General features: G+C 64.9%; 29 protein-coding genes and 1 tRNA gene. 13 read left to right on the top strand and 17 right to left on the bottom strand.

What is annotated here, in order from left to right; all coding sequences use genetic code 11:
- Positions 1-119: 119 nt before the first annotated feature.
- The gene (locus ABEJ63_RS04125) at positions 120-635 is read right to left on the bottom strand and encodes a cupin domain-containing protein (RefSeq protein ID WP_375795086.1); all 516 of its coding nucleotides are present in this window, start codon (positions 633-635) and stop codon (positions 120-122) included.
- A gap of 80 nt (positions 636-715) precedes the next feature.
- On the opposite strand from ABEJ63_RS04125, the gene ABEJ63_RS04120 reads away from it, so the two are divergent.
- Complete coding sequence (locus tag ABEJ63_RS04120) at positions 716-1,837, top strand: NAD(P)/FAD-dependent oxidoreductase (RefSeq protein ID WP_375795085.1); 1,122 nt, start codon at positions 716-718, stop codon at positions 1,835-1,837.
- Positions 1,838-1,839: 2 nt separating this feature from the next.
- On the opposite strand, the gene ABEJ63_RS04115 is transcribed toward ABEJ63_RS04120, so the two are convergent.
- The 3 genes from ABEJ63_RS04115 to ABEJ63_RS04105 form a co-directional block, all read right to left on the bottom strand.
- Positions 1,840-2,628, bottom strand: coding sequence for a hypothetical protein (locus tag ABEJ63_RS04115; protein WP_375795084.1), 789 nt, complete (start codon positions 2,626-2,628; stop codon positions 1,840-1,842).
- Positions 2,629-2,685: 57 nt separating this feature from the next.
- Complete coding sequence (gene thiE / locus ABEJ63_RS04110) at positions 2,686-3,318, bottom strand: thiamine phosphate synthase (RefSeq protein WP_375795083.1); 633 nt, start codon at positions 3,316-3,318, stop codon at positions 2,686-2,688.
- 45 nt (positions 3,319-3,363) lie between these two features.
- Positions 3,364-3,438 (bottom strand) — tRNA-Arg (locus tag ABEJ63_RS04105).
- An 82-nt stretch (positions 3,439-3,520) separates the two neighbouring features.
- Between ABEJ63_RS04105 and ABEJ63_RS04100 the strand changes: the two genes are divergently transcribed.
- The 3 genes from ABEJ63_RS04100 (at position 3,521) to ABEJ63_RS04090 (ending at position 5,542) form a co-directional block, all read left to right on the top strand.
- The gene (locus tag ABEJ63_RS04100; protein ID WP_375795082.1) at positions 3,521-4,372 is read left to right on the top strand and encodes a geranylgeranylglycerol-phosphate geranylgeranyltransferase; all 852 of its coding nucleotides are present in this window, start codon (positions 3,521-3,523) and stop codon (positions 4,370-4,372) included.
- Between the two features lie 117 nt (positions 4,373-4,489).
- The gene (locus tag ABEJ63_RS04095; protein ID WP_375795081.1) at positions 4,490-5,095 is read left to right on the top strand and encodes an RAD55 family ATPase; all 606 of its coding nucleotides are present in this window, start codon (positions 4,490-4,492) and stop codon (positions 5,093-5,095) included.
- 39 nt (positions 5,096-5,134) lie between these two features.
- Positions 5,135-5,542 carry a CoA-binding protein gene (locus ABEJ63_RS04090; RefSeq protein WP_375795080.1) on the top strand — a complete coding sequence of 136 codons (408 nt, stop codon included), beginning with the start codon at positions 5,135-5,137 and terminating at the stop codon, positions 5,540-5,542.
- Here the strand turns inward: ABEJ63_RS04090 and meaB are convergent.
- Both meaB and ABEJ63_RS04080 read right to left on the bottom strand, forming a co-directional pair.
- Complete coding sequence (meaB, locus tag ABEJ63_RS04085) at positions 5,539-6,585, bottom strand: methylmalonyl Co-A mutase-associated GTPase MeaB (protein ID WP_375795079.1); 1,047 nt, start codon at positions 6,583-6,585, stop codon at positions 5,539-5,541. The genes ABEJ63_RS04090 and meaB overlap by 4 nt on opposite strands.
- Entirely contained in the window at positions 6,582-7,001 is a 420-nt protein-coding gene (locus ABEJ63_RS04080; RefSeq protein WP_375795078.1) for a cobalamin B12-binding domain-containing protein, read from the bottom strand. Before ABEJ63_RS04080 ends, meaB begins: the two co-directional genes overlap by 4 nt.
- Positions 7,002-7,088: 87 nt before the next feature.
- On the opposite strand from ABEJ63_RS04080, the gene ABEJ63_RS04075 reads away from it, so the two are divergent.
- The gene (locus ABEJ63_RS04075) at positions 7,089-7,685 is read left to right on the top strand and encodes a DUF420 domain-containing protein (protein WP_375795077.1); all 597 of its coding nucleotides are present in this window, start codon (positions 7,089-7,091) and stop codon (positions 7,683-7,685) included.
- Here ABEJ63_RS04075 and ABEJ63_RS04070 read toward each other — a convergent pair.
- Entirely contained in the window at positions 7,682-8,035 is a 354-nt protein-coding gene (locus tag ABEJ63_RS04070) for a hypothetical protein (RefSeq protein WP_375795076.1), read from the bottom strand. The two genes, ABEJ63_RS04075 and ABEJ63_RS04070, sit on opposite strands and share 4 nt — an antisense overlap.
- An 80-nt stretch (positions 8,036-8,115) precedes the next feature.
- Between ABEJ63_RS04070 and ABEJ63_RS04065 the strand changes: the two genes are divergently transcribed.
- The gene (locus ABEJ63_RS04065; protein WP_375795075.1) at positions 8,116-8,445 is read left to right on the top strand and encodes a hypothetical protein; all 330 of its coding nucleotides are present in this window, start codon (positions 8,116-8,118) and stop codon (positions 8,443-8,445) included.
- On the opposite strand, the gene ABEJ63_RS04060 is transcribed toward ABEJ63_RS04065, so the two are convergent.
- From ABEJ63_RS04060 to ABEJ63_RS04040, 5 genes are read right to left on the bottom strand one after another with little or no spacing between them, the layout of a single operon-like run.
- Positions 8,442-9,245, bottom strand: coding sequence for an ABC transporter permease (locus ABEJ63_RS04060; protein WP_375795074.1), 804 nt, complete (start codon positions 9,243-9,245; stop codon positions 8,442-8,444). The two genes, ABEJ63_RS04065 and ABEJ63_RS04060, sit on opposite strands and share 4 nt — an antisense overlap.
- Positions 9,238-10,179 carry an ABC transporter ATP-binding protein gene (locus tag ABEJ63_RS04055; RefSeq protein ID WP_375795073.1) on the bottom strand — a complete coding sequence of 314 codons (942 nt, stop codon included), beginning with the start codon at positions 10,177-10,179 and terminating at the stop codon, positions 9,238-9,240. Before ABEJ63_RS04055 ends, ABEJ63_RS04060 begins: the two co-directional genes overlap by 8 nt.
- Positions 10,176-10,406 (bottom strand): SelT/SelW/SelH family protein, encoded by a 231-nt coding sequence (locus ABEJ63_RS04050; protein WP_375795072.1) that lies wholly within the window; start codon positions 10,404-10,406, stop codon positions 10,176-10,178. Before ABEJ63_RS04050 ends, ABEJ63_RS04055 begins: the two co-directional genes overlap by 4 nt.
- A gap of 27 nt (positions 10,407-10,433) precedes the next feature.
- Positions 10,434-11,150 (bottom strand): hypothetical protein, encoded by a 717-nt coding sequence (locus ABEJ63_RS04045; protein WP_375795071.1) that lies wholly within the window; start codon positions 11,148-11,150, stop codon positions 10,434-10,436.
- A complete protein-coding gene (locus ABEJ63_RS04040) occupies positions 11,147-12,511 on the bottom strand; it encodes a heme o synthase (protein ID WP_375795070.1) in 1,365 nt (454 codons plus the stop codon). Before ABEJ63_RS04040 ends, ABEJ63_RS04045 begins: the two co-directional genes overlap by 4 nt.
- Positions 12,512-12,611: 100 nt before the next feature.
- Between ABEJ63_RS04040 and coxB the strand changes: the two genes are divergently transcribed.
- A complete protein-coding gene (coxB, locus tag ABEJ63_RS04035) occupies positions 12,612-13,427 on the top strand; it encodes a cytochrome c oxidase subunit II (protein ID WP_375795069.1) in 816 nt (271 codons plus the stop codon).
- 1,248 nt (positions 13,428-14,675) lie between these two features.
- Here coxB and ABEJ63_RS04030 read toward each other — a convergent pair.
- Entirely contained in the window at positions 14,676-15,530 is an 855-nt protein-coding gene (locus ABEJ63_RS04030; RefSeq protein ID WP_375795068.1) for a heme-copper oxidase subunit III, read from the bottom strand.
- A gap of 101 nt (positions 15,531-15,631) precedes the next feature.
- On the opposite strand from ABEJ63_RS04030, the gene ABEJ63_RS04025 reads away from it, so the two are divergent.
- Both ABEJ63_RS04025 and ABEJ63_RS04020 read left to right on the top strand, forming a co-directional pair.
- Entirely contained in the window at positions 15,632-17,020 is a 1,389-nt protein-coding gene (locus ABEJ63_RS04025) for a hypothetical protein (protein ID WP_375795067.1), read from the top strand.
- Positions 17,017-17,262 (top strand): C2H2-type zinc finger protein, encoded by a 246-nt coding sequence (locus ABEJ63_RS04020; protein ID WP_375795066.1) that lies wholly within the window; start codon positions 17,017-17,019, stop codon positions 17,260-17,262. The genes ABEJ63_RS04025 and ABEJ63_RS04020 overlap by 4 nt, the downstream gene beginning before the upstream one ends.
- A 463-nt stretch (positions 17,263-17,725) precedes the next feature.
- On the opposite strand, the gene ABEJ63_RS04015 is transcribed toward ABEJ63_RS04020, so the two are convergent.
- Entirely contained in the window at positions 17,726-18,775 is a 1,050-nt protein-coding gene (locus ABEJ63_RS04015) for an RNA-guided endonuclease TnpB family protein (protein ID WP_375795065.1), read from the bottom strand.
- Positions 18,776-18,950: 175 nt separating this feature from the next.
- Between ABEJ63_RS04015 and ABEJ63_RS04010 the strand changes: the two genes are divergently transcribed.
- The 3 genes from ABEJ63_RS04010 (at position 18,951) to ABEJ63_RS04000 (ending at position 22,228) form a co-directional block, all read left to right on the top strand.
- Positions 18,951-20,021, top strand: a complete 1,071-nt coding sequence (locus ABEJ63_RS04010) for an ATP-NAD kinase family protein (protein WP_375795064.1) — start codon at positions 18,951-18,953, stop codon at positions 20,019-20,021.
- A 62-nt stretch (positions 20,022-20,083) separates the two neighbouring features.
- A complete protein-coding gene (locus ABEJ63_RS04005) occupies positions 20,084-21,118 on the top strand; it encodes a PhoU domain-containing protein (RefSeq protein ID WP_375795063.1) in 1,035 nt (344 codons plus the stop codon).
- A 90-nt stretch (positions 21,119-21,208) separates the two neighbouring features.
- Positions 21,209-22,228 carry a Gfo/Idh/MocA family oxidoreductase gene (locus ABEJ63_RS04000; protein WP_375795062.1) on the top strand — a complete coding sequence of 340 codons (1,020 nt, stop codon included), beginning with the start codon at positions 21,209-21,211 and terminating at the stop codon, positions 22,226-22,228.
- A 157-nt stretch (positions 22,229-22,385) separates the two neighbouring features.
- Here ABEJ63_RS04000 and ABEJ63_RS03995 read toward each other — a convergent pair whose 3' ends face one another.
- From ABEJ63_RS03995 to ABEJ63_RS03985, 3 genes are read right to left on the bottom strand one after another with little or no spacing between them, the layout of a single operon-like run.
- Positions 22,386-22,808, bottom strand: coding sequence for an SRPBCC family protein (locus tag ABEJ63_RS03995; RefSeq protein WP_375795061.1), 423 nt, complete (start codon positions 22,806-22,808; stop codon positions 22,386-22,388).
- Positions 22,809-22,842: 34 nt separating this feature from the next.
- Entirely contained in the window at positions 22,843-23,067 is a 225-nt protein-coding gene (locus ABEJ63_RS03990; RefSeq protein ID WP_375795060.1) for a hypothetical protein, read from the bottom strand.
- Between the two features lie 47 nt (positions 23,068-23,114).
- Positions 23,115-23,306, bottom strand: a complete 192-nt coding sequence (locus tag ABEJ63_RS03985; protein WP_375795059.1) for a hypothetical protein — start codon at positions 23,304-23,306, stop codon at positions 23,115-23,117.
- A gap of 80 nt (positions 23,307-23,386) precedes the next feature.
- Between ABEJ63_RS03985 and ABEJ63_RS03980 the strand changes: the two genes are divergently transcribed.
- Positions 23,387-24,396, top strand: a 1,010-nt coding sequence (locus tag ABEJ63_RS03980; protein ID WP_375795058.1) for an LEA type 2 family protein, incomplete at its 3' end; no start/stop codon positions are given.

The raw sequence follows: 24,396 nt of genomic DNA, 5'->3' as shown, positions 1-24,396 counted from the left end.
TCTGTCCGGGTCGGGGCGTGTAAGCCGCCCAACCTCATCCCGCTCGCTTGCCGATTAGGGAGTGTTAGCGCACAGCTGAGGGAATTACAAAAGCCTCGGGGCACCGCGCCCGAGGCTGTTTACAGCTGGTTGCCGCAGGTCTCGCAGATAATGTCGACGCGCTCAGGGGCGGGCATCCGCTCGTCGTCAGCCTCGGGCGCGGCGAGTGAGTGGACCGTCTCCGTGCCGCAGTCGGGACAGTCCACGAGCGCCTCGACGCCATCCCAGGCATGCCGGTCAGCACCGACGCCAATCGCAAGCCCTACGACCGGCTCGTTGGACTCGTTTCGTCCCTGCTGGAAGACATCACCCGCCTCGAAGTGGACGGCGCCCATCGGCCCCACCTCAGTTGTCTCGCTTCTGGTTCCTGGGCCGGGCCGGGTCTCAAAGGTCGCCGTTCCCTCGAGGACGATGAACAGTTCCTCCTGGTCGGTGTGGGTATGCGGGCCGCCCGAGAACGCCTCGCCGGGCTCAAGTTCGAGATAGGTCGCCGCGAAGCCCATCGCGTCGATGGCCCGCGCCAGCGGCCGCCGGTCGCTATTGACGCCCATGAAGTGCGGAATCCGCTCGAGTTCATCAAGGTCGACGTGTTGCACGCCCGTGCGTCGTGGCCGACCCTCAAATGGTTTCCCGCCGGCGTCGGCAGACCCAAGCCGCCCACGCCCGAATGGCATGTATGCACGTCGCCGTGTTCGGAGCCGGCTACGCCGGACTGACTGTCGCCCGCCGGCTCGAGCGAGCCCTCCCTTCCGATGTCGAGTTGACCCTCGTCAACGACGAACCGTACCACCTCGTGCAGCACGAGCTCCACCGCGCAGTCCGGCGCCCCTCTGTCGCGGACACTATCCGTATCCCACTGACGACAGTGTTGGACCGGACGCGAGTGGTGGTGGACCGCGTTGAATCCGTCGAGCCGGCCGCGAACACGGCGGAACTCGCCGACGACGGGAAACTGTCGTACGACTACGCGGCTGTCTGTCTCGGCGCAGAGACGAACTTCTACGGACTGGCCGGTGTGGAGGAACACGCGCTGCCGCTGAAGCGGCTGGCAGACGCCGAAGGCATCCGCCAGCGGTTCACCGAGCACGAGGATGGCCGGTTTGTCATCGGTGGCGCTGGGCTGTCAGGCGTCCAGGTCGCCGGTGAGTTAGCCGCGCTTGCCGAGGAGCGCGACAGTGACGCAGAGGTGCAGCTGGTCGAGATGGCCGACAGCGTTGCGCCTGGCTTCGACGAGCGGTTCCAGCGCGCACTCCACGAGGCGCTGACGGATGCGGGCATCGACGTCCGGACTGGCACGGTCATTGCCGAGGCAGACGCCGACCAGGTCACCCTCGAGTCGGGAGAGTCGCTACCGTACGACGGGTTCGTCTGGACCGGTGGTATCCGGGGGCCGGACGCGCTTGGAGGCGAGCGCCCCGAGACGCGCGCGCACCTCCGGGTCGACGACGATACCTTCGTCGTCGGCGATGCGGCTCGGGTTGTCGATGCGGACGGAGAGCCGGTGCCCGCAAGTGCACAGGCCGCCCTCAGGGAGGCGAAGGTGGCCGCTGCGAATATCGCTGCACTCGTTGACTACGACCGGCAGGGAGGCGATGGCTTCGAGCCGCGACTGGACCGGTACTCGTTCACCTCGCCAGGATGGGTTGTTACCGTTGGCGACGACGCTGTTGCACAAGTCGGGCCAACAGTACTACGCGGGCAGGCCGCCCGGGCCGCGAAGGCGTCTGTCGGCGCCGCACACCTCTCGTCGGTGGGCGCAATCACCGAAGCGTCTCAACTGGCTCGGGATGAACTGTAACCTCAGACCGGGCGTGGACCGTCAGGCAGTGCCCGGGCGTCCACGAGCGGGTCCGCGACCGCCTCATGGTCCGGGACAGCCTCGCCTAGGCCGGCGGCTGTCGCCACCGTCGCCAGGAACGTTGCCTCTCGACAGGGGAGTTCCGTCGGGGCGCCGCCAGCGCTCCCGTCGTGGTGGGCGAGCACGGTCTCAAGCCCGCGAGCGACCGCCTCAGCATCTCGGCTAAGCACTCCTTCGACGACGGCTGACCGGCCGCCGTACAGCGCGCGCTCCTCGCGAGTCGTTGTCTCGAAGAAGCCTGCGGTGGCCAACCGCAACACCGAAGCCGAAAACCGCCCGGCGGCGCGGTCCGCGGCGGGCGCGTCCCCGAGCGCGCCGGCCGCGAGCGCGAGGTAGTAGTCTCGGTCAAGCGATCCCCGCTCGTCCAGTGCGTACAGCGGCGTCCCGTCAGCTGTGCGCTTGAGCCGCCGGGCCAGCCCCGGGACGGCCTGCTTCGCGCCCGCAAGGGTCCCGGCCCGAAGCGCATAGTATCGCTCTGCTAGCGGGTCGGTGCCAGCCTCGGCGGCGCCGCCGTGCAGTTCCATCGCGGTATCGAACCGCCGGCGCGACTCGTCGGGAGCTTCGCGAACCGCAAGCAGGCCCACAGCCGCCTTCTCGGCGATTCGGGCCGTCCGCGCGCGGTAGTCGGCCACGTTTTCGTCGGTCACCTCGCCGGTCGCGAGCGCTTCCGTCCGCTCATCCACACGCGTCAGCGTACGGTCCAGCCAGCCGGTCAGTCGTGTCGTCGCCATGCTCCCGATTAGGTGCGCTGGCGGGTAGCAGTCCGCCCGAACCCGTTCGGGGCCGGCTCAGCCCGCGTCAGCGTGCGCGCTTGCGACAGCCTCTCCGAGGCGCCTGGTCGCCGTCTCGGGATCGTCTGCGGCCGTGATAGCCGAAATGACGGCCACGCCGTCGGCGCCCGCGCGAATGACTTTTCCAGCATTCTCGACGGTGACACCACCGATACCGACGACAGGCACCGATACAGCCGTGCTGATTGCCCGCACGCGGTCAAGACCAATCTCCGAGTCGGTCGCCTTCGAGTCGGTGCCGAACACCGCGCCGACACCGAGATAGTCGGCACCAGCGGCCTCGGCTGCCTTCGCCCCCTCGACCGTCGAGACGGAGCGACCAACCGTCGCCGCCGGGCCGAGCTGGTCGCGGGCGACCGAGACCGGGAGGTCTTCGTCGCCGACGTGGACGCCGTCAGCGTCGATGGCCGCCGCGATGTCGACCCGGTCGTTGACGATCAGCGAGACGTCTCTATCTACCGTCAGCTCCCGGAGTTCGAGCCCGAGTTTGTAGCGCTCTCGAGCGGTTGCGGCCTTCTCGCGCAGCTGAATCGCGTCAACTCCGCCGGCGAGTGCCGCCTCGACCACCTCACGGGTGGAGCGACCCGGCGACAGCGCCGCACCGGTGACGAGATACGTATCCGGATTCACTAGTGAGGTTACCACTGCCGCTCAAAAAAGCGTGACGTGCAGCAGCGAGCCCTGAGGGATTTGAACCCCCGGCAACGTGGTCCGAAGCCACGCACTCTGTCCAGGCTGAGCTAAGGGCCCTCACGTCTCGTAGCGCGGTGCCCCTCAAAAGCCCTTCCATCGGACCGACGCGTTGAAGCCGGGGCCGGCGCAGGCGCGTGGTATGGAACGGCTCCGGGGGCTGCTTGAACTCACACGGCCGGCCAATGCGGTGGTCGCCGGAGCGCTCACTGCCATCGGCGCGTTCGTCGCCGGCCCAGGTCAGACGGCGGGACTGCTCGCAGCCACGCCCCCAGTCGTGCGCGCTGGGGCCGCGGTCGTCGCCACTGTTCTTGCGGTCGGAGCCGGCAATGCTATCAACGACTACTTCGACCGCGCCATCGACCGGGTCAACCGGCCTGACCGGCCCATCCCCCGGGGAGCCGTCGCTCCACGGGTGGCACTTGCGTTCGCGGCGGCACTGTTTCTTGCAGCCGTCGCGTTCGCACTCCTCCTGCCGGCGCTCGCCGTCGCCGTCGCCGTCGTCAACCTCGCGGCACTGGTCGCGTACACAGAGCTGTTCAAAGGACTGCCAGGCGTCGGCAACGCCGTCGTTGCGTATCTCGGTGGGTCGACATTCATCTTCGGCGGGGCGGCTGTCGGCGGCGATCTCGCCCCTGTCGCCGTGCTGGCGGTGCTGGCGGCCCTCGCCACGTTCGCCCGCGAGGTGGTGAAGGATGTCGAGGACGTGGTCGGCGACCGTGAGGAGGGGCTGTCGACGTTGCCCATCGCGCTGGGGGAGAAGCGCGCGCTCGCCGTGGCCACGGGCGCACTCGTCGCCGGTGTGCTCGCCAGCCCGGCGCCGTATCTGCTGGCGGGCTTCGGCCCGGCGTACCTGCTCGCGGTCGCGCTTGCCGATGTCGTGATGCTGGCGGGCGGCTACTGGAGTTTTGCTGACGCTGCCCGCGGGCAGGCATGGCTGAAGTACGGCCAACTGCTGGCCGCTGGGGCGTTCGTCGTCGGGCGGCTGGCGTGAGACCCCGCGAGAGCGGCCCTGTATGACTCAGGCAAACACAAACGCTAAATGCGAGTCGGCAGGCATAGCAAACAATGGATTGGTGCGTCGGCCGACCCTCGCCGCGGGGGGGCTGGAATGTATGACCTCGGGGGGCCGCTGAACGGGACCGAGGTCGCCCCCGGGACGAACCTGCTGCTCTCCGGGCCCCCCCTGAGCGGCAAGATACCGCTCGGCTACCAGCTACTGGAGGCGGGACTCGCCGATGGCGAGGGCGGTATCGTCGTCTCCAACCGCCACAGTGCAGAGCGCATCCGCGCGGAACGCGCCGACCTCTTCGAGTACGACGCGCCGCTGGGCATCGTCGACTGCGTCACCAAACACCAAGGCCAGGGGACCATCGCGGACACCGACTTAGTCCAGTACGCCTCTTCGCCGGAAGACATGACGGGTATCGGTATCGACTTCTCAGAACTGCTCAAGGAGTTCTACACGAGCCGCGGTGTCACCCGCAACCGCGCGCTGTTTGTCTCGCTGACGACGTTGCTGATGTATTCAGACCTCCAGACGGTGTTCCGATTTCTTCACGTGTTCACCAGCCGCATCGAGAACGCCGATGCGCTGGGGCTGTTCATCGTCCAAGAGGGCGCCCACGACGATCAGGCCATGAACACCCTCTCGCAGCTGTTCGATGGCGCCATCGAAACGGACGAAGACGGATCGGTGACGACGAACCTTCCTTAGCCGCGTCACGCTTTTCGCCCTCGGCGGCCTCTGGTCTGTATGCCTGTTACCGACGACGATGAACTGCGCGACGTGCTTGCGGCCGACACCATCGCGGTCGTCGGGTGCTCAACCACGCCCGGGAAGGCAGCCCACGGCGTTCCCAAATATCTCCAAGAGCACGGATACCGAATTATACCGGTGAACCCAACAGCTGACGAGGTGCTCGGCGAGCGGGCCTACGATTCACTCGCCGACGTGCAAGAGTCGGTCGATCTTGTGGACGTGTTCCGACCGAGTGAGGAGGTAAGCGGCATCGTCGACGAGGTGCTCAAGCGTGATGACGTAGACACGGTGTGGCTCCAGTTGAATATCCGCGACGACGCGGCTGGCGAGCGGGTGGAGGCCTCTGGTCGACAGTTCGTCCAAGACAAGTGTCTCAAGGTCGAGCACGAGCGGCTCGCCTAGCGGTCCAGACACTCCTCGATAGGCGCAGTGACCTCCTCGACGACGGCGTACGGGTCCGTCTCCTTGGCAAGCACCCGGTCGACGTACGCCTCCAGCCCACCGCGGGCCGCCACCTCTGACTCGACGAGCGAGGCTGCTTCTTCGCGCAGCAACCGACGTATCTCCTCGGTGTACCGCTCCCGCTCGCGAGCGGCTAACTCGCCAGAGGACTCCAGCCACTCGCGGTGGTCTGCCAGCGTCTCGAGGAATTCCTGGACACCCTCGCCGCTCTTCGCAACCGTCTCGATGATGGGAGGCGTCCACGCGTCCTCTTCTTCCTCGTCATCGGGGGTATCGATATCGGGGGCGGCGTCGGCACCATGGTGGCCGGCCGTCCCTGCAAGCGGGGATGCGTCCCGCATGTGGACCATTTCTTTCAGCTCCTTGACGGTGCGGTCGGCGCCGTCGAGGTCGGCCTTGTTGACGACGAATACGTCCGCAATTTCGAGGATTCCTGCCTTCAGCATCTGGACGTCATCGCCCGAAGACGGCGGGACGAGCACGGCCACCGTGTCGGCCGTGCCGACGATGTCTACCTCGTTTTGACCGGCGCCGACCGTCTCGATGATGATGCGGTCTTTGCCGAACGCGTCCAGCGCCTTCACCGCATCCGTCGTCGCCGTTGAGAGCCCGCCGAGCGTGCCGCGGGCCGACATCGACCGGAAGAACACGTCCATGTCGCCCACGTTCGAGGCCATCCGAATGCGGTCGCCTAACACGGCGCCGCCGGAGAACGGTGAAGAGGGGTCGATGGCGATAACGCCGACCGTCTCCCCGCGGTCGCGGTACGTTTCGGCCATCTTGTCGACGAGCGTCGACTTGCCCGCGCCCGGTGACCCGGTGACCCCGACGACGGTAGCCGATCCAGTATGTTCGTGCAGCCGGCTGACAAGCTCCCGGTAGCCCGGAGCGCGGTTCTCTATCTTGGAGATGACGCGGGCCAGCGCGCGGTGTTTCCCGGCGAGCAGTTCGTCGATAAGTTGGTCAGTCTCTACCTGGCTCATCGCTCGGGTGCATTCTCGCGGACGAACTCGATGGTCTCTGCCATCGACGCCCCGGGGCCGAAGATACCGCCGACGCCCATCTCCTTGAGCCCCTCGCGGTCCTCGTCGGGGATGATACCTCCCACGAGGATGAGTGTGTCCTCGAAGGCGTCGTACTCTTTCAGCCCGTCCACGATTTTGGGAACCAGCGTGTTGTGGGCCCCCGAGAGGATGGAGATACCAAGCACGTCAACGTCCTCTTGCACGGCCGCCTGCACGATCTCGTCTGGCGACTTGTGGAGTCCCGAGTAGATGACCTCGAAGCCAGCATCTCGGAATGCCCGAGCGATGACATGTGCCCCGCGGTCGTGGCCGTCCAGCCCGACCTTTGCTACCAGACACCGGATGGTCCGCTCCTCGGTCTCGGGTGTGCTCATGTGAGCACGTTGCGTACTACCGTGGTATCACAGTTTCGGACAACCGGAAAGCGGAACGGATACGGGTCAGGCTCGCCAACAGCAGGTATGGCTACCGCGGACGCGCCGCCGGTCGTGAAGCGACACCCTCGGGCCGTCGCCGCCCTCCTGACGGTCGTCGGCTACGCGCTCGTGGTGGGGACGCTGTATCTCGGGCTTCCAATCTATCCAACCATCTCTGAGGCGACAGTGAACCTGCTTGCGGATGCCATCGCTGTCGTCAATACCCTTACCGTGTTCTGCCTGCTGGGCGGGTGGCGTGCGGTCCGACGAGGAAACGTCCGCCGGCATCGCGCGTTCATGCTCTCAGCGTTCCTGCTCATTCTGGTGTTTTTGGTGCTGTACCTGTTGAAGACGGGCGGCGGCGGTCGCAAAGAGTTCGTCGGCCCCGACGGCGCCGCATTGTTCTACTTCGGGATGCTCGGCGTCCACATCCTCCTGTCGATACTCTCGGTGCCGCTCGTCCTCTACAACGTCACCGTGGGGCTGACGCACACTCGAGACGAACTGAAGCAGACAGCCCACCGCCGCGTGGGGCGGGTCACCGTCGTCGTCTGGTCGGTATCGCTCACGCTTGGTGTGTTCGCATACGTCCTGCTCAACCACGTGTACAGCTACGAGTTCGTCCGCACGGCCGGCTTCTAGCGAAGGTGCTCGGCGAGCACGGTCGCGCCGTCTGGCCCGGCCCACTGCTGGTCTGTTTGCTCAACCCACTCCCGGAGCCGTTGGCTCGCCGTCTCCACTCCCGCATCGGCGTCGTCGCCGGCGGGCTCGCTGGAGACGCGAGTCCACCCCGACGTAAGGTCGTAGCCGACTGCCACCACCCGACCGTCCGGTTCCGGAGTGACAAGGACGACCGCAGGGACCAGCTTTGCGGCTGACCCCTCGAAATCGAAGACACCCGCCGGAAAGACGGCGCGGAAGCGACCGCTCTCGTTCAGCTCGCGCAACTCCGCCAGTTCGAACGGGCGGTCCGGCAGCGACGACAGTTCCATACCCGGGCGTGGGCGCGGCATGGCAAACGCCTGCCGCTTCCGAACGGGTCATTCATACTCACGGCCGTCGAACCGCAGGCATGCGCGAACCCGCCCGGCTGCTCCTTCGCTACGGCGTCGGCTACGCCGGCGCAACGGTGCTGGCCGTCGTCGGCGTCGCGCGGGTGCTGCCAGTCGGCCGGTCGCTCCTGTTGTTCGGCGTGGCGTTCGTCGCGCTTGGCGTCGGGGGACTCCTGCTTCGAGGACCGATGACCGCGGAGCCGGGCGAGGCCGTCGCAGAACTGCAGGACAGCCACGCCGAGTCGTTCGACCTCGCGCATCTCGACCGCCAGTACGCCGTTGGGCTGGCGTACACGCTGGGAGTCTTCCTGCTCGCGTGGGTTGCGCTCATCGTCCCGCTACTGGTCTAGTCGGTACGCGGTACGGAGACGGCGCCGACGACGAAGGCAACGACAGCGAGGGCCGCGAGCACGACCAGATTCGCCTCTGAAGGCGCAAGCCCCCCGCCAGGGACCCGTGCCGTCGCGATCGTCCCCGGCGGCCGGTAGGTCGCGGCGCGGACACCTCGCGAGAAGTAGGTGAGCGGGGAGAGCCACAACGGCAGCCAGTCAGGCAAAAGCGACGGCGGGACGAACGTCTCTGAGAGAAACAGAAGGGGGAGTGCAACGCCATTCGCGGCCGCGACGACGCCGTCCTGCGAGTCGGCCACGCGCCCGAGCAGCGCACCGACACCACAGAACAGTGCGACGCCGAGCGCGACATATGGGACGAGCAGCGGCGAGAGGACGACCGAGGCGCCGGCAACGACGACGGCGAGGAGAAGGATACCCGCGCTCGCAACCCCGATAACACCCACATTGACCAGTGTCTGGCCGAGGAGCCACTCCCATCGACGTAGCGGCGTCGTCGCCAGCTTTTCGAACCGACTGTCCGCGCGATGGCGCGCCACCTCGCTGCCGACCCGCGACAGCGGCGTGAACAGCACCACGACAGCGAGGTAGCCGGGAACATAGTATCCCGGCGGCTCGGTAAACAGCCCGCCAGAGCCGGCCGTTTGGACCAGCGCACCGAAAATGAGGATGACGATCGCCGGAAAAAAGAACGTGAAGAAGACGGCTGTTCGTCGCCGCAGGAACGCGGTGCCGGCCGCCACCGTCTCAGCACGGACCCGGCGCCACCGCCGGAGCGCGAATCGGCGACGGTCAGTCATCACCAACCTCCCGTGGCTCACCGCCGGCGCCGACTGTTTGGCCGGTCAACTGGAGATACACCTCCTCAAGATCCGGGCGGCGCCACAGCAGCCCCTCGTAGTCAACGTCCGCCTCGGCTAGCGCCGACGCAACGTCACCGACGTCTTCGGGGGCAACACCGTCCACGACCAGCCGTCGCTCGTCGGGGACAAACGCGTACCCGGCGTCCGCGAGCGCTGTCCGTGCGGCTGACTCGTCGTCGGCCCGCACCTCTACGCGAGGGGCGCCGCCGTGCTCGGCCACGAGTTCAGATGGTGGCCCCTCTGCGACGAGTTGCCCGTCCGCGAGCAGACCGACGCGATCACAGAGCCGCTCGGCTTCTTCCATGTAGTGGGTGGTGACGACGACGGTGGCGCCGGCGGCCGCGAGCGCGTCGACAAGCCCCCAGACATCCCGCCGGCCCTGCGGGTCAATTCCCGTCGTTGGCTCGTCGAGAAACAGTACGTCCGGGTCGTTGACCAGCGCGGTGGCGACGCAGGCGCGGCGCTTCTGGCCGCCCGAAAGGTCTTCATAGTAGGTGTCAGCAGTCTCCGAGAGCCCCACGTCAGCAAGCACGCTCTCGATGTCGCGGGCTGTCTCGTAGAGCCCGCCGTAGTACGCGATTAGCTCGCGGGCAGTGAGCCGGTTGGGTGGGCCGAACTCTTGGGGCAGTAGTCCGATGCGCTGTGGGTCCGCGCGTCGGGGTGGAACACCGAGCAGTTCTACGTCTCCTTCGGGGTCGGTGGTACCGGTGAGCGCGCGTACCAGCGTCGTCTTGCCAGCGCCGTTCGGACCGATGAGCCCATAGACCTCGCCACGGGCGACCGACAGCGAGACGCCGTTGAGCGCGTGGGTATCGCCGTAGGACTTGTGGATATCGCTGGCCCTGACCGCCGGCGGTTCGGTAGTGCTCATAACGCCTGCTTCACGCGACGGACGACCTCGTCGACGTCGTACTCGTCGTCGGCGATGTCCCAGACAGCCTCGCCGTCAACCCGCACCTGCAGGACACCCGCCTCGCCGGTGACCAGCGCTGCGCGGTCGACCGTTCTTCCAAAGTTCTGGAGGACTGCCCGTTGGAGGTCAAGCGCCCGGTCAAGGTAACCACACGGCACGCAGTACTCGATTTCGATGTTGCTCATACCAGTCGGTCGCGGCCGAGGACTATCCTACCTCCGGTTCCAGCCCCGGAGATCAGCGACCAGCCCGCGAAGCCGTGCGACGTCGCCTATGTCCGGGCGCCACCGTAACAGCGCCACTGAGAGGACGAATACGACCGTCGAGAGGCCGTAGGCGCCGTCGCCCAGCGAGGCGACGAACGTCACACTCCCAGTAACACCGGAGACGACGGCCGCGATGACGGGGAGCGTACACGAGACACAGGAGAATAAGCCGACGAAGCCGGCGGCGGCCGATCCCGACACGTCGACGACGGTGGCGTACACGAGTATCGCGAGCGTGAGGTAGCCGGCAAGCTGGTAGGGGATGAGGTTGACGACCAGTGAGTCACCACTGTAGAGCAGTGCCGGACCGAAGCCAGGCGGGACCTGATAGGTGACGACGCGGAGCCCGGTCGCCAAGTCACCGATGCCAGGGAGGAGCAGGCCGCCAACCCGCGCAAGCACAAGGAAGTAACCGGCGGCGACAATCGCGCCGAGTACGCGGCGCCGGAACGGCGCGGCTGGGAACCGCATGTTCCGATAAACCCACCAAGAGACGTTGAGCCACACCCACGGGACGACGACCAGCACGACGAAGTCGAGCGACTCCGGAATCCCGGTGACGAACGCGAAGTAGGCGAGGACGACCAGTAGTTCGGCGTTGAGGATGGCCGTCCAGTAGAGAGCCGTCGGTCGGTCGGGAAGTCGGGCGTGTGCCGTGCTCATACGGCCAGCGAGTCTATCACGACGGCCAACAGCAGTGCGCCGAGGTAGGCGTTCGAGGCGTGGAATGCCCGAAACGCCGCGGTCTCGGTCCGCTCGCGATGAAGCCGAACGACTGCCGCGAGGAAGACGGCACCGAAGAGAACGGTCGTCGCGGCATAGACGACACCAAGTCCGCTGACAGCTGCGAGCGTGCCCGCGGCCGCCAGGGTCGCCGCCAGATACCACAGGATGTGCTTTCGGGTGACCGTCTCGCCGCGCACGACTGGCAGCATCGGGAAGCCACCCCTGGCGTAGTCTTCCCGGTAGGCCAGCGCGAGATTGTAAAAGTGCGCGGGCGTCCACAGGAAGATGACGCCCGCCAGTACGGCGCCAGGCAGCCCGACTCGGCCGGTGACGGCCGCCCACCCAATCAGTGCGGGGAGGGCGCCGGCGGCACCTCCGATGACGGTGTTTTGGACCGTGTTCGGCTTCAGGATGAGCGTGTAGACGACGGAGTAGAAACCGATAGCGACGACGCCGAGCGCGGCCGCGAGCGGGTTCACCTGCAGGAACGCAGCGACGGACAGCGCGGCAAGCGTCAGCCCGAAGGCAACAGCGTTACGCACGGGAACCAGTTCCGTCGCCAACGGCCGGTCGCTGGTCCGTTTCATCCGGCGGTCGATGTCCCGCTCGAGGACGTGGTTGAATGTACCTGACGCGCCGATAGCGAGGACGCCGCCTCCGAGCGTGTAGACGACCGTCTCGACGGCCAGTTCCGGCCCGGCCGCGAGCGCCATCGCCGCCGCCGCGACCAGCGCGAGTAGCCACATTAGCCGTGGCTTCGTCAGCCGGAGATAGGCGCCGACGGTGGCTCGCAGCCGCCCGAGCTGGGAGTCGAACGTCACCGTCGACTCCGGGGGGTCGGGGAGCTCCGGCGCAGGCTGTTCGGCTCTCTCGTCGTCGGTGCCCGTCTCAGCCTCTAGTTGCCAAGCGAGCGCGAGTGCGAGCGTGCCGAAGATGGCCATCGCAACAGCAAGGTGGACTCCCGGCGCGAGTCCGGACCCTCCGACGCGGGCGACAATGGCCCCCATCGCAACCTGCACCGGGTAGAGCGCGAGCGCGGCCAGCAGGGCGAGCCTGACGCGGCCTGCAGCATCGCCCCAGCCGATGAGAGCCGTCGCGGCAACGAGGAGACCGACGAGCGCGGCGACGGCACGGTGGCCAAGCGCGACGAACGCGCCTGGCGAGTCAGGCGCACACAGCGGCCAGCCCGAACAGGCTGCGGCGGCGTCCGCGAGCGCGGCCGTCGCACCCGCGACGACAAGGAGGTAGACGCCGACGACGGCTCCCGCGAGCAGCGTCGTGAACTTCGGCCGTTCCATCGTCTGACCGTTAGCGTGGCCGCACTTAGGCCCCGCGCTTTGCCGGGTGCATCCGGCCGGCATCGCGGGGTTAATGAGGGGCCACCCCTAAGCGCGGCCAATGATACGAGCGCGCATCGCGACAGCGGGGGCCGGGCTGCTGGCGTTACTCGCGCTGGCCGTGGACCCGGTCGCAGCGCAGACCTCGCTCAATGACGAGCTCATCACCGGGCTCAACCTCGAACTGCTGTACGTCGCGGTCGTCATCACGGTTATCGTCGAGGCGGTGCTTATCTATACCGTCGTCCGCTACAAGGACAACGACGAGCCGAAACCGACCCAAGAGAACCGTCGGCTCGAGATTACTTGGACCGTGACGACAGCCGTCATCCTGCTGTTCGTCGGGGCGGCCGCCTACCAAGTGCTCGGGGTGCAGGCCATCGGCGGCGTCACTGCCGCGTCGAACCCGAACGCGGTCGAGCCCGCGACGACCTATGACTTCCCCGGGGCCGTCGGCCCGTCGCAGGCTGAGGACGACGAGACCGTCGAGGTAGAGGTCATCGCCCAGAAATATTACTGGACGTACAATTACCCCGAACACCGCGTGAATGGGTCAGTCGTCTCTGCCACAAGCACGGCCGGCGAGCCCCTCGTAATTCCGAAGAACCGGCCAGTCTACTTCCACGTCGCCTCCGTTGACTGGCTTCATGCCTTCCACGTCCCAGATCTGGGGCTGAAGCAGGACGCCTTCCCGGAGAAGTACAACACCATCAAGACAGTCGCCTACGAGGAGGGCACCTACCAACTCTACTGTGCGGAATACTGTGGCGTCGGCCACTCCGCGATGCTCGGCAAGGTGAAGGTAGTCTCGCAAGAGGAGTACCAGCAGTGGCTCGACAAGCAAAAGTCCGAGATGAAGAGCGAATCGTCGAGTTAAAATTACCCGCTCTCCTGTCTTCGCCGCGAGTTCGTCGGTCGATACAATTTGTTTGATTGATACAAAACACAGACGTGCGGACGCGCTCGGTTTGATTTGACTGCCAGTGCAGAGTAGTACATCCTATAGTAACGTGGTCCCTGTTCGGCGTCGCATCCCTCGTCGTCGTGGGACTCGTCGTGCTGGCGGCCGCCACCTGGCTGGAACACGACGACTCGGGGCATATGGCACTGGTCGTATGCCTCGGAGTTACTGGAGTATACCCGCTTGCGTATAGAGCAAGTATGCTGACGTTCGAGCCCGTGGCCAGTCGACTGCTTGAGAGTCCCTACTACGCGCAGGCGAACTGTTCACAATTACTTTTTTGCGCTGGCGTTCACCGACCGGGGCGAGTCTCTCACTCGACGAAACGCTGTGCTCATCTCCCATTTCTGCGGTGGCCGTCGTGTCGTGGCGACAAGCATCCTCGGACTCCACGGATTGTTCCGAAGCGATTACTGTATTGTGGAAACGCTGAGCGCTGGCGTACGGGTATTCAATTTGTGCAGGCGGAGTCAACGTCCTCACAGAGTATCGCAATCCGCGTACGCGGCTGAGAAGCGCAGTCCGGCGAGGAGGAAGCCGTCCCCGTAGTTGATGTTGGGGGATATGTGACCTCCGTCCATCCGGCCACTAGCCGTTCGGAGGAATAGGCACCAGTCACCGTGCCCCGACGTCTGGGACGATGCCCCTGAGCGCGGTGGACCGCCCACGTGGTATCGAACAATACTGCGGTCGAGAGCGAGACTACGGGCACACTCCGCCCGCAACGAGCAAGTGGGCAGCAGCCCCGAGCGAAGGAGGATGGGGTTGTTGACTCCTGGCCAATGGCTCTACATAGAATCGGCCTGCACGACGGTTCACATCGGTGCCGGCTTGCTGATGTTCCTTGAGGAGATTCATCGAGCAGACGCTCCGAAGCGGGACGGAGGAGCCGCTCCAACACGGTCAGTGGATTGGCGTCTAGATGGCACTTGATATATCCTGACACTCGGCAGAACGGTCGACTTCGATGGAAGGGAACCCGGTACAATCGTTTCGATATCTCTCCCGGCGGCTGCCCCAGGAGCACAGACGAAGCGAGTATCCGCATGCTGGCGCGCCGACAGGTTTCAGGGTCTGTCATGTGACTATGAGGAGTTGTCTCCTGACGATGTCCGCTTCGCTGGCAGGCGGGTCGGAGGGGCAACAAAACAGGCAATCGGTACTTCAGCCGATGATTGCGCCGACGTACAGCACGACAACGAGGAAGATCCAGACGACGTCAACAAAGTGCCAGTACATCGAGACAGTGGTGACGGAGGTGTGTTTCTCGGGGGTGTACTGGCCGAATAGCGAACGGACAAAGACGATACCGAGCAGGACTGCGCCCAAGGAGACGTGGAGGCCGTGGAGGCCGGTCAGTCCGTAGAACGCCGAGCCGTAGGCGCCTTCGGTGAGGGTAAACCCTTCGTGGACGATGAACTCGTAGTACTCGTAGGCCTGGCCGCCGAGGAAGATAATCCCGAGCAGGAGCGTCAGGCCAAGCAGGCCGACGAACCGCCGGCGGTTGTTCTTTCGGAGCGCGACGTGCGCGTAGTGGAGCGTTACTGACGAAATGATTAGCAGAACGGTGTTGATGATGACAAGACTACCGAAGATGCTGCCGTCCTTGACGAGATGTGGGAGGTTGTTCCACGCATCCGCTCGGATGAAAAAGTAGTAAATGAAGCCGGCGCCAAACGTTGCGATTTCGGAGCCGAGAAAAGCGAGCATTCCCATCTTCAGGCCAACACCGGTCGATTCGCTCGTCCAGTAGGCTTCGATGAACGCGTGATAGGTCCACCCATAGAGGCCGACGAGGAACAGCCCGATACTCGCGACGGCGGTCCCAAGCGCGTACGTCATCGGCACCAGCGGACTCTCGCCAGTCGAGAGCACGTACAGGGCCGCGCCGAGGTAGATGCCGGCCGCGCCGAGAGCGGTCACGAACGGCCACCACGACGCCTCACCGAAGCCTCGTGGCCAGTCCTCGACAGCCGGGAGGTGGTGGCCGCCCTCGTCGCTTTCGTCTGCGTGACTCATGGCCGGCGCTTACGAGTGGACCGACAAAAGCCCTCCTATACACACGGCCGTCGGGTCGCAGTTCCGACGGGTATACGGGCGGGGACACCCAACCCGCGACGATGGCAGCGACCCGACGCCGGCGGCGGGTGCTTGCGGCCGGCCTCGCGGCGCTCACGCTCGCAGCCGGCCCCGCAGTCGGCCGAGTGCTTGCACATGGCGGGAGTCTCGGCGGCGACGCTGGCCGCACGCTGGACGTGCCGACGTGGCTGTTCCTCTCGACGGGCGGAGCGGTCGTCGGTGTCTCCTTTCTGTTGTCGTCGTTCGCGACCGACCGGGAGTTCGTAGCCCGCGTCCACGCTTACCGGCGCCGGGTTGTCGGTCCCAACGCCGACCGACTCGCGACGCTCGGCCAGGCCGTCGGCATCGTCGGGCTCCTTCTCGTGATCGGTGTCGGGGTCCTCGGCCCAATCGAGCCGCGGCGCAACGCTGGCGTCCTGCTTGTGTGGGGGGGGTGGTGGGCGGGACTGGCGATGTCGGCTTACCTGCTCGGCAACGCCTGGCCTGTTATCGACCCGTGGCGGACGCTTGCCGGTATCTTGCCGACCGGCGACCGCGACCCGTCGCGCCTGCCGGTTGCGCCGGCGTGGCTCTCTACCGTCGGCCTGCTCATGCTGTTCTGGGTGGAGATAGTCAGCCCGCTTGCGGACGCGCCGCGCCTGCTTGCGACGGTGACGCTCGCGTACACGGCCGTGGCGCTGGCCGGTGCCGTCGCGTTCGGGGAGGCCTACTTTACACAGGTTGACCCCGTGGCGCGCGTGTTCAGACTCTACGGTGCCGTTGCGCCGCTCACCTGGGAGGATGGTCTCCGTCTGCGACCACCCGGCGCCGGGCTGACGGCGGACCTGCTGAGGTCGCGGGGGGAGGTGGGATTCGTGCTCGCGCTGCTGTGGGGTACTACCTACGACGGGCTGGTCGCGACGCCGCCGTGGGCGAGGCTGGTCCGGACTGTCGTCGCCGCGGGCATCCCACCGGCGATTGTGTACCCACTTGCGCTTGCCGTCGGCTATCTCATCTTCTACGGGGCGTACCTGCTGGCAGTCCGGTATGGGGCGCAGTTTGCCGAGACTCGCCGCGGTGAGGCGGAACTGGCTCGCCGGTTCGCGCCATCCCTTCTGGCTATCGCCGCCGGTTACCACGTCGCTCACTATCTGGGCTACTTTCTAACGCTTGCGCCAGCACTCGCAGCCGCACTCGCCATGCCGTGGGGACCGGGCCCACCGGCGCGGCTCGTCCTTCCGGGCTGGTTCGGCGGCCTCTCGCTTGCGTTTGTCCTTGCCGGCCACCTGCTGGCTGTCTGGGTCGCCCACGGGGTCGCCTACGAGCTGTTTCCCTCGCGGATGCAGGCCGTGCGCAGCCAGTACGCACTTACTGTCGTGATGATGCTGTACACGATGACCTCGCTGTGGATCGTCTCCCGACCATACGCCGCCCCACCGTTCATCTCATGAACGCTCACGAGGATCCAGAGCCGACCTGTCCCTACTGCGGACGGGCATTCGCGCGGGCCGACTACCGCGACCTCCACCTCGGACTGGAACACGAGTCACAACTCACCGAGGCAGAACAGGCGGCCGTCGAGATGGCCCGCGAGCGCGAGGCAGAGGCCTTGCGGTTGTTCCGCTACAAAGCGCTCGGGGTCGTCGTGGTGGCGTACTTCCTGTTTCTGATGGCCTTCGCTGTCTCACTTTGATAGCCTTCCCGCGCTGACGCGCGAGGATTCTTTCGCGGGACAGCAGGCTATTCCTCCGTCTCCGAAGGCACCCTGACCAAGCCCACGAGGAGGCTCGGCTATGGGTCGTGCGCAGTGCGTCGGACCACCGAGGTGGCGTGGTGTTTGGGTATTCGCGTGCACCGCACAGGCCGTGCCATCGATCCGGCTCACCCGCGAAGGGCGAGTCAGAGCACTTCCTTGACATCCTCCTCGCCCGTTAGGGCGAGGATTCCCCGACGGGGATATTCAGGTTGCGCGTTTCCTCGGTTCTCAAGTACGCTTTCGCGTGGAACGTCAACGGTCGCCACCGAGTTGTGACCAACGGTGTGCTTTCCAGCGCGTATAGCCCTGTCAATGGGGCCTTCCTCCCCGCATACAGCGGGCGTCAACGACGACTGGTTATTCAACCAGCGAGGTAGCACGGTTCGCGTCAGCCGAACTGCTACGCCGTGCATGGTTCACCCTCCCGTTGTGCGATATTCTCCGACGCGTTCAGGTCGGCGTGTCGTCCACGACCACACTCCGAACACGAAAAGTGGTCACCATCACGGGTTCCCATCGAACCACACGCCGAACACCGTTGACTGGTATGGTACGCATCGACCTTTTCGACACGGATACCAGCGCGTTCGGCCTTGTATGTGATGAACTGTTGGAGTTGGTGGAAATGCCACGAGTGGACACCCGACCACGAACTGTTCTCACGGATACCTTCAAGATCTTCCATCCGAATGACGGGATTCTCGAACTGTTCCGCGAACGTGATGAGACGACGGGAGAGTTTGTGATTCAGGTCTTTGATCCGACGCTGTTCTTTGTCACCCACACGGTTGCGTGCGCGAAGCGCACCCGCTTTCGAAAGCGACTCGCGTAGGGAACGATATTTGCGTCGAACGTACCTCGCCTCACCACCAGACACCAGCATTGACTCACCCTCACCGTAGGCCGTCACAGCAAGGATGTGCCGTTCGCCAATATCGACACCGACAGGCGTCTCACCTGACGTGTCGGTGTCGTACTCGGCGTTGAACGTACAGTACCAGTCGTCGCCACGACGGTACACTTGCAGTCGCGTCTTTTTCGCGTCACCTTCGACCAGTCGGTCCACGGGGTCAGCAATGTCGTCGTACACCTCTATCGGGGTGTACCACCATTGAGAGACGCACGGGAAGCCGACGACGACTGTGCCGTTCTCGGTCGTGTCGAGTTCCCAATTCTGATTGTTGACAGCGAACGGCTGACTCTCTCGGTAGCGAACCTCTCCGTCCTTGGTGTGGTCGGATTTCGCCTCTCGGATGGCTTGGTTCTGAATAGCCGAGTAGAGGTCGTTGTCGATGCTGGCCGTGGTCACGGACTTGCCAAAGTCCCCGTTCTCCCATCCATCGATGCAGAACTGCTTGGTGTCACGGTAGAGGCGAGCGGCACGTTGCCACTCTTTCCGCCGTGAGAGGGATGGGTTGTGGAACTTCGCGGTGACAGTCGCCGTGACCATTACAAATGTAATTGTGTGCTATGGATAAAGTATCTGTTGGAATATCAGGCTATGCTATCGTCGGTGGATTGCGTAGTCAATTGTCGGATTCATCCCCGCCCTGAAGGGCGGGGCTTTCTCATCGCACTTCCGTAACGACCGGGCTGCTTAACTCGGGGACGGCCGGCGTTCCGACATGCGACGCGTTGGCTTCGTGGTGAACCCCATCGCGGGTATGGGCGGCCGTGTCGGGCTGAAGGGGACCGACGGGAAGGTCGAAGAAGCCCGCGCCCGGGGCGCGGAGCCGCGAGCACCGGAGCGGGGTATCGAGGCGCTGCAAGCGCTCCGTGAAGCCGGCGACGTCGACCTATTCACGTACGGCGGCAAGATGGGCGAACGGGCAGCCCATGAGGCCGGCTTCGAGCCAACTGTGGTCGGCTACCCCGATGGCGAGGAGACGACACCCGCCGACACGCGTGCGGCGGTTGAGGCGCTGGTTGAGGCAGAGGTTGATGTGGTACTGTTTGTCGGCGGCGACGGCACGGCCGTCGATATCGCTGAGACGCTTGACGCACTAAACACAGCCGTCCCGATGTTGGGCGTTCCGGCCGGGGTGAAGGTGTACTCCTCGGTGTTCGGTGTGACACCACGGGCTGCCGGTCGGCTCGCGGCGCGGTTCGACCGGACAGCAGAGCGAGAGGTGAACGACATCGACGAAGACGCATTCCGAGGTGGAGAGGTCCACACCGAACTCCGAGCAGTCGCGACGGTACCGGTCGGCGACGACCTCCAGTCGTCCAAGCAAGTTGGCGGTGGCACCATTGAAGGGTTAGCGGAGGCCGTCGCCGCAGACGCCCGCGAGGCGACGGGTGTGACCTATATTCTCGGACCGGGATCGACGCTCGCGGCTATCAAACGAGAACTCGGGGTCGACGGAACGCCGCTCGGCGTCGATGTGTGGCGCGACGGGGACCTCTTGGTGGCGGACGCTGCCGAGTCTGATATCCTCGCAACGCTGAGTGAGCAGAACCGCATCGTCGTCTCGCCTATCGGCGGTCAAGGATTCATCTTTGGGCGAGGGAACCCGCAGATATCTCCCGACATCATCCGGCAGTCAGACGTCGAGGTAGTTGCTTCTCGCCGGAAGCTCGAGGAGACCGGCGTGCTTCGAGTTGATACCGGCGACCCAGACCTAGACGAGGAGCTACGCGGCTGGCTCCAGGTCAGAGTCGGCGCGTACGAGCGTCGGCTCGTGAAGGTCGTCTAAGCTGTACGGCGTATTATCACCATTAGTCAAGGTTAAGGTTAGTCGCGGCCTGCAGTACGTGTATGGAGACGCGCAAGGTGCAGCGGCTGGGGCCGTCGACGCTGGCGATGACGCTGCCGGCCGAGTGGGCCAAGGCCCAGAACGTCGAGAAGGGCGACGAGGTATCTCTGCGGATGGGAGGGAAGGGAACGCTGACGGTTATGCCCGAGTCCGTTCAGCAGGAGGAGTCAGAGGCAGTCATTCACGCCGACGAACTCGCCGCAGAGGCCGTCGAGCGGGCCATCCTCGCACAGTACGTGCTCGGCCGCCGGGTCATCCAAGTAGAGGTCGAAGAGGGCGGCACGCTCGATTCCCGCACCATCAACGCCGTGTACAACGCCGAGACACAACTGATGGGACTGGGCGTCATCGAAGAGACGCCAGAGCGCATCGCCATCCGCTGTAGCGTCGACCCGGAGGACTTCACGCTCGATAACCTGCTCGAGCGGCTGGAATCGACGGGGTCGACGATGCGAAACGAGGCGGTGAAGGCGCTGGCCCACGGCAATCCAGACCTCGCCCAGCGGGCGCTGAACCGCGAGCGGCAGGCCAACAAGATATTCGTCCTGCTGTTGCGGCTCATCTTCACCGCCTACCAAAACCCGAACCTTGCGCGTGCCGTCGGGTTAGAGTCAGGATTCCCGCTTATCGGTTACCGATCGGTCGCCAAAAATCTCGAATTAACGGCCGACAATGCAGAGGACATCGCCGATATTGTCCTTGAGACAGCCGACCACACGCTCCAAGTTGACGACGCGACGATGCGTGACATCCGCGACTTTACCGACGCGGTCAACGAGGTGACGGAACTGGGGGTGAACTCCGTCGTCGAGCGTGACTATGATCTTGCGCTCCAGACAAAGGAGCTGTTTCGCGATATCGAAGATAGCCAGCGTGATATCCTTGAGGGGCTCCCGGAGATGAACAATGCCGAACTCCTGCAAGTCCGGGAAGTACTCGTCGCGCTCCAGCAGACAGCCCAGTACGCCGTTCGTAACGCAGAGATAGCGACAAACCTCGCACTCAACGAGGACTCCGAGTACGTCACCATCTCTTGATATCCTCCTCGCGCTGAAGCGCGAGGGTCTCGCCTCGAATTTTCCATAGCTGCGCCCCGCGGCTTTTCCCTCCGGCTGCAAAGAGCCGGTATGCACGACGCATTCATCGACATCCGCAACCGCGACTGGGACACTGGCGAGGCCGACGAGCAGCGGCTGGTCGTCGTCGGCTGCGGTGGCTTCGCGCGACAGGTTGTCTTGCCGGCGATCGACGACTGTAATTACGTTGAGGCGACTGTTGGCGTCAGTGGCAGTCCTGGCAACCGTGCGGCCGTCGCCGACAGGGGATTGGCGACAACGGACTACGAGGGATACGCCGACGGTGACCTGACCGACGAGTACGATTTTGTCTACGTCGCGACGCCGAACCGGCTCCACCTTCCGCACGTGGAGACGGCCGCCGAACAGGGCAAGCCGGTCATCTGCGAGAAGCCGCTTGAGGCAACCGCAGCACGGGCCGAGCAGCTGGTTGAGGCGTGTGCGGAGGCAAATGTCCCGCTGATGACGGCCTACCGACTCCAGACGGATCCGTTGTACCGGCGGCTCCGTGAGTTTCTCGCGGACGGCGGTATCGGGACGGTCCAGCGACTGACAGGCGATTTCACCTCGCCGGTGCTTGCGTCAGGTGGCCCCGACCAGTGGCGGCTCGACGCTGAGCTCGCGGGTGGTGGAGCGCTGATGGATGTCGGTGTGTACCCGCTCAACACCGCCCGGTTTCTTTTTGAGGCGGAGCCTGAGGCGGTCGACGGCCACACTCGGACGAGCGGCCCATTCGCAGACGTCGATGAACACGTTGATTTCCGCGTCGAGTTTCCCGACGCCGTCGGGTTGTTCAGCGCCTCCTTCTCCGGCCACCTGAACGCCGATCTCACGCTGTATGGGACAACAGGGGTTGTCCGGGTGTATGATGCCTTCCAGCCAGATCGCGGCCGGCGGCTCGTCGTCGAGACGGATCAGCGATACGAACTGGCCGACGCGGGCGGCGGCGAACTCGCCGAAGAATTTGATTACTTTGCGCACGCCATCTCAACCGGCGAGACGGTCGAGCCTGACGGCGTGGACGGCCTCACAGATGTCCGGCTGATGGAGGCTGTATACGAGTCAGCGTAGCGGCGGGACGAGAGGTGCGACGGGTGCCGGGCCAGCCCGTCGCATGGGCGCGGGCGCGGACTTTAGTTGCCGTTACGACGAGAAAAGCGTCGTTTCCGGCAACTGAGGATTGCGTCGCCGCACGCATAAACCCTCGTTTCACCACGGCGGAGCCGGATTACTCTGTGAGAGTTTCGTTGATTGCGGCCTCGATATTGTCGAGCTCGCCGTCGAGGTTCCGCTTGAAGAACCGCTCAACGCCGGGAGCCCGTCCGTCAACGACGAAACGATTGTGGAGCAGACTGCCGGTTGCTGTCTCTTCCAGTTCGTGTTCCCCCTGCACCTTCATCACTTTCGACGTCCCGACGAACCGGACGAACTCGTTTTCGCGACGCTCGATATCTTCCGTCTCGACTGCGATAGTGCGGTTGGTGAACGGGATAGGGAGTTTCAGCTGCCACGTTGCGGTGCGGTCGCCGGTGGTCTCGAAGTCGGTGACGACGCTGATGGGACGCGCGCGCTTCTCCGGATCGGCGATAAACGCCCAGATAGCCGACGGCGGCGCGTCGAACTCGAAGGTACGTTCGACACGAACGGTCATACGGGGGCTGAGCGCGGCCCGGGGAAAAAACCGACTACTCCGGCGTGACGCGCCACGTCGTCGAGCGGGCACGACCCCACTTCTCGATGTCGACGTCATCGGACTGCTCGGCCAGTCGAGGAAGCCGCGCGCCGACCTGCTTTGCGGTCAGCCCGATGGCGTCCGCGATGTGTTTCGCGCGGAAATAGCGCTCACCCCGCGCGGCCTGCTCGCGGATATGCGAGAGGATACGTTCGTCCTCGTCGTCGGTACCGGCCATATGCGCAGTAGGGCACGCTCGGACTTAACTCCCCGCTCTGCGGCCAGTCAGTCGTACGCCTGCAGCGCGACAATCAATAGGGTAGCGGCCAGCATCGCCGCCGCGAACCCCCAGCCAGAGAGCGCCTGCTGACCCTCTAACGCCGCCGCGAGCATCACGACGGCGCCGCCGACACCGAGCACGCCGAACAGCATACTGAATCCCAGCCGCCGGTCAGAACTGCCCGTTTCCGTTGCCATACTCCGTCTCCGGGGACGGGTCACTTAGTCTTCGCGTTGTCCCGGGAGGATTTTTGCTCGGGGACGTGTTGCCGCGAGCGATGAGTCTGCGCGCGCTGCTCACAAGCAAACTCGGGATAGCAGTCGTCGGCATCGTTGCCGTCGGTGGCCTGCTCGGCGGCGCCGTCGCGCTGGGCGTTGTGGGTGCGCCGAGTGTCGTCGCTGTCGACAACGCCTTCGGCGAGGTGACGAACGAAACCACCGTTGTCGAGACAGATCTCGTTGTCAATAATCCGAATCCGGTTGGCGTCCAACTCGGCGACACCAGTATCGTCTACACCGTTCGGATGAACGACGTGACGATGGCGACCGGCAACAAGTCCGGTGTCGCTGTCGCCACGGGCAATTCGACGCTCGCGTTCACCACCCGGATGGACAACGAGCGCATCCCGGCATGGTGGGCGAGCCACATCAACAACGGCGAGCGAACGGTCGTGACTATCGACGCCAGCGTCAGGAGCGGTCTGCTGGGCAACCGCACGTTCGAACTTGAACAGGAGCGGCAGATCAACACGAGTCTTATCGAGCAATTCAATTCCCAGGAGACTCGGCCGGTGTCGGGCCCCTCCAATCCGGTCTACTCGAACCCGGTCTTGTACGTCAACAAGACGAGCGCCGAGTGGGGCGCCGTGACCGAGGCACAAACCCCGATTAAGACAGCCTTCGTGATCTACAACCCACAGGTGGAGCCGTACACGCTGACCGAGGTAGGTTACGAGATACGAATGAACGGCATTCTCGTCGGCGAGGGCCGCACAGACCAGCCGTACCTCATTGAGGGGAAGTCAACGGAGACGGTCCGTACCACGCCTACCATCGACAACGAGCAACTCCCGCTGTGGTGGGCCTCACACCTGCGGGCAAACCAGACGACCACCCTCCGTATCGACTTCTACGCGCGGCTTGAGCTGCCCACCGGAGAGACTGTTCGCCTTCCGCTGGATGCGCTTACCTACGAGCGGACCATCGAGACAGATATCTTTGGCGGAGGCGAGTCGACACCGACCGACAGCGAGACGACACCGACCGACAGCGAGACGACACCGACCGA

The organism is Halosegnis sp., assembly GCF_042216475.1.
In the GTDB taxonomy this organism is placed as follows: domain Archaea; phylum Halobacteriota; class Halobacteria; order Halobacteriales; family Haloarculaceae; genus Halosegnis.
The sequence above is the reverse complement of the archived record's forward strand: the minus strand, read 5'-3'. Positions and strand labels throughout refer to the sequence as shown.

Excerpts from the sequence above, each read along its gene's own strand:
- ABEJ63_RS04025 (WP_375795067.1), top strand. The coding sequence starts at position 15,632 with ATGGCAGCGACCCGACGCCGGCGGCGGGTGCTTGCGGCCGGCCTCGCG.
- ABEJ63_RS04000 (WP_375795062.1), top strand. The coding sequence starts at position 21,209 with ATGCACGACGCATTCATCGACATCCGCAACCGCGACTGGGACACTGGC.
- ABEJ63_RS04040 (WP_375795070.1), bottom strand. The coding sequence starts at position 12,511 with ATGGAACGGCCGAAGTTCACGACGCTGCTCGCGGGAGCCGTCGTCGGC.
- ABEJ63_RS04080 (WP_375795078.1), bottom strand. The coding sequence starts at position 7,001 with ATGAGCACACCCGAGACCGAGGAGCGGACCATCCGGTGTCTGGTAGCA.
- ABEJ63_RS04050 (WP_375795072.1), bottom strand. The coding sequence starts at position 10,406 with ATGAGCAACATCGAAATCGAGTACTGCGTGCCGTGTGGTTACCTTGAC.
- ABEJ63_RS04075 (WP_375795077.1), top strand. The coding sequence starts at position 7,089 with ATGGCTACCGCGGACGCGCCGCCGGTCGTGAAGCGACACCCTCGGGCC.
- ABEJ63_RS04020 (WP_375795066.1), top strand. The coding sequence starts at position 17,017 with ATGAACGCTCACGAGGATCCAGAGCCGACCTGTCCCTACTGCGGACGG.
- ABEJ63_RS04010 (WP_375795064.1), top strand. The coding sequence starts at position 18,951 with ATGCGACGCGTTGGCTTCGTGGTGAACCCCATCGCGGGTATGGGCGGC.
- ABEJ63_RS04030 (WP_375795068.1), bottom strand. The coding sequence starts at position 15,530 with ATGAGTCACGCAGACGAAAGCGACGAGGGCGGCCACCACCTCCCGGCT.
- coxB (WP_375795069.1), top strand. The coding sequence starts at position 12,612 with ATGATACGAGCGCGCATCGCGACAGCGGGGGCCGGGCTGCTGGCGTTA.
- ABEJ63_RS03990 (WP_375795060.1), bottom strand. The coding sequence starts at position 23,067 with ATGGCCGGTACCGACGACGAGGACGAACGTATCCTCTCGCATATCCGC.
- ABEJ63_RS04095 (WP_375795081.1), top strand. The coding sequence starts at position 4,490 with ATGTATGACCTCGGGGGGCCGCTGAACGGGACCGAGGTCGCCCCCGGG.
- ABEJ63_RS03985 (WP_375795059.1), bottom strand. The coding sequence starts at position 23,306 with ATGGCAACGGAAACGGGCAGTTCTGACCGGCGGCTGGGATTCAGTATG.
- ABEJ63_RS04060 (WP_375795074.1), bottom strand. The coding sequence starts at position 9,245 with ATGACTGACCGTCGCCGATTCGCGCTCCGGCGGTGGCGCCGGGTCCGT.
- ABEJ63_RS04090 (WP_375795080.1), top strand. The coding sequence starts at position 5,135 with ATGCCTGTTACCGACGACGATGAACTGCGCGACGTGCTTGCGGCCGAC.
- meaB (WP_375795079.1), bottom strand. The coding sequence starts at position 6,585 with ATGAGCCAGGTAGAGACTGACCAACTTATCGACGAACTGCTCGCCGGG.
- ABEJ63_RS03995 (WP_375795061.1), bottom strand. The coding sequence starts at position 22,808 with ATGACCGTTCGTGTCGAACGTACCTTCGAGTTCGACGCGCCGCCGTCG.
- ABEJ63_RS04065 (WP_375795075.1), top strand. The coding sequence starts at position 8,116 with ATGCGCGAACCCGCCCGGCTGCTCCTTCGCTACGGCGTCGGCTACGCC.
- ABEJ63_RS04070 (WP_375795076.1), bottom strand. The coding sequence starts at position 8,035 with ATGGAACTGTCGTCGCTGCCGGACCGCCCGTTCGAACTGGCGGAGTTG.
- ABEJ63_RS04120 (WP_375795085.1), top strand. The coding sequence starts at position 716 with ATGCACGTCGCCGTGTTCGGAGCCGGCTACGCCGGACTGACTGTCGCC.
- ABEJ63_RS04045 (WP_375795071.1), bottom strand. The coding sequence starts at position 11,150 with ATGAGCACGGCACACGCCCGACTTCCCGACCGACCGACGGCTCTCTAC.
- ABEJ63_RS04015 (WP_375795065.1), bottom strand. The coding sequence starts at position 18,775 with ATGGTCACGGCGACTGTCACCGCGAAGTTCCACAACCCATCCCTCTCA.
- ABEJ63_RS04055 (WP_375795073.1), bottom strand. The coding sequence starts at position 10,179 with ATGAGCACTACCGAACCGCCGGCGGTCAGGGCCAGCGATATCCACAAG.
- ABEJ63_RS04115 (WP_375795084.1), bottom strand. The coding sequence starts at position 2,628 with ATGGCGACGACACGACTGACCGGCTGGCTGGACCGTACGCTGACGCGT.
- ABEJ63_RS04005 (WP_375795063.1), top strand. The coding sequence starts at position 20,084 with ATGGAGACGCGCAAGGTGCAGCGGCTGGGGCCGTCGACGCTGGCGATG.
- ABEJ63_RS04100 (WP_375795082.1), top strand. The coding sequence starts at position 3,521 with ATGGAACGGCTCCGGGGGCTGCTTGAACTCACACGGCCGGCCAATGCG.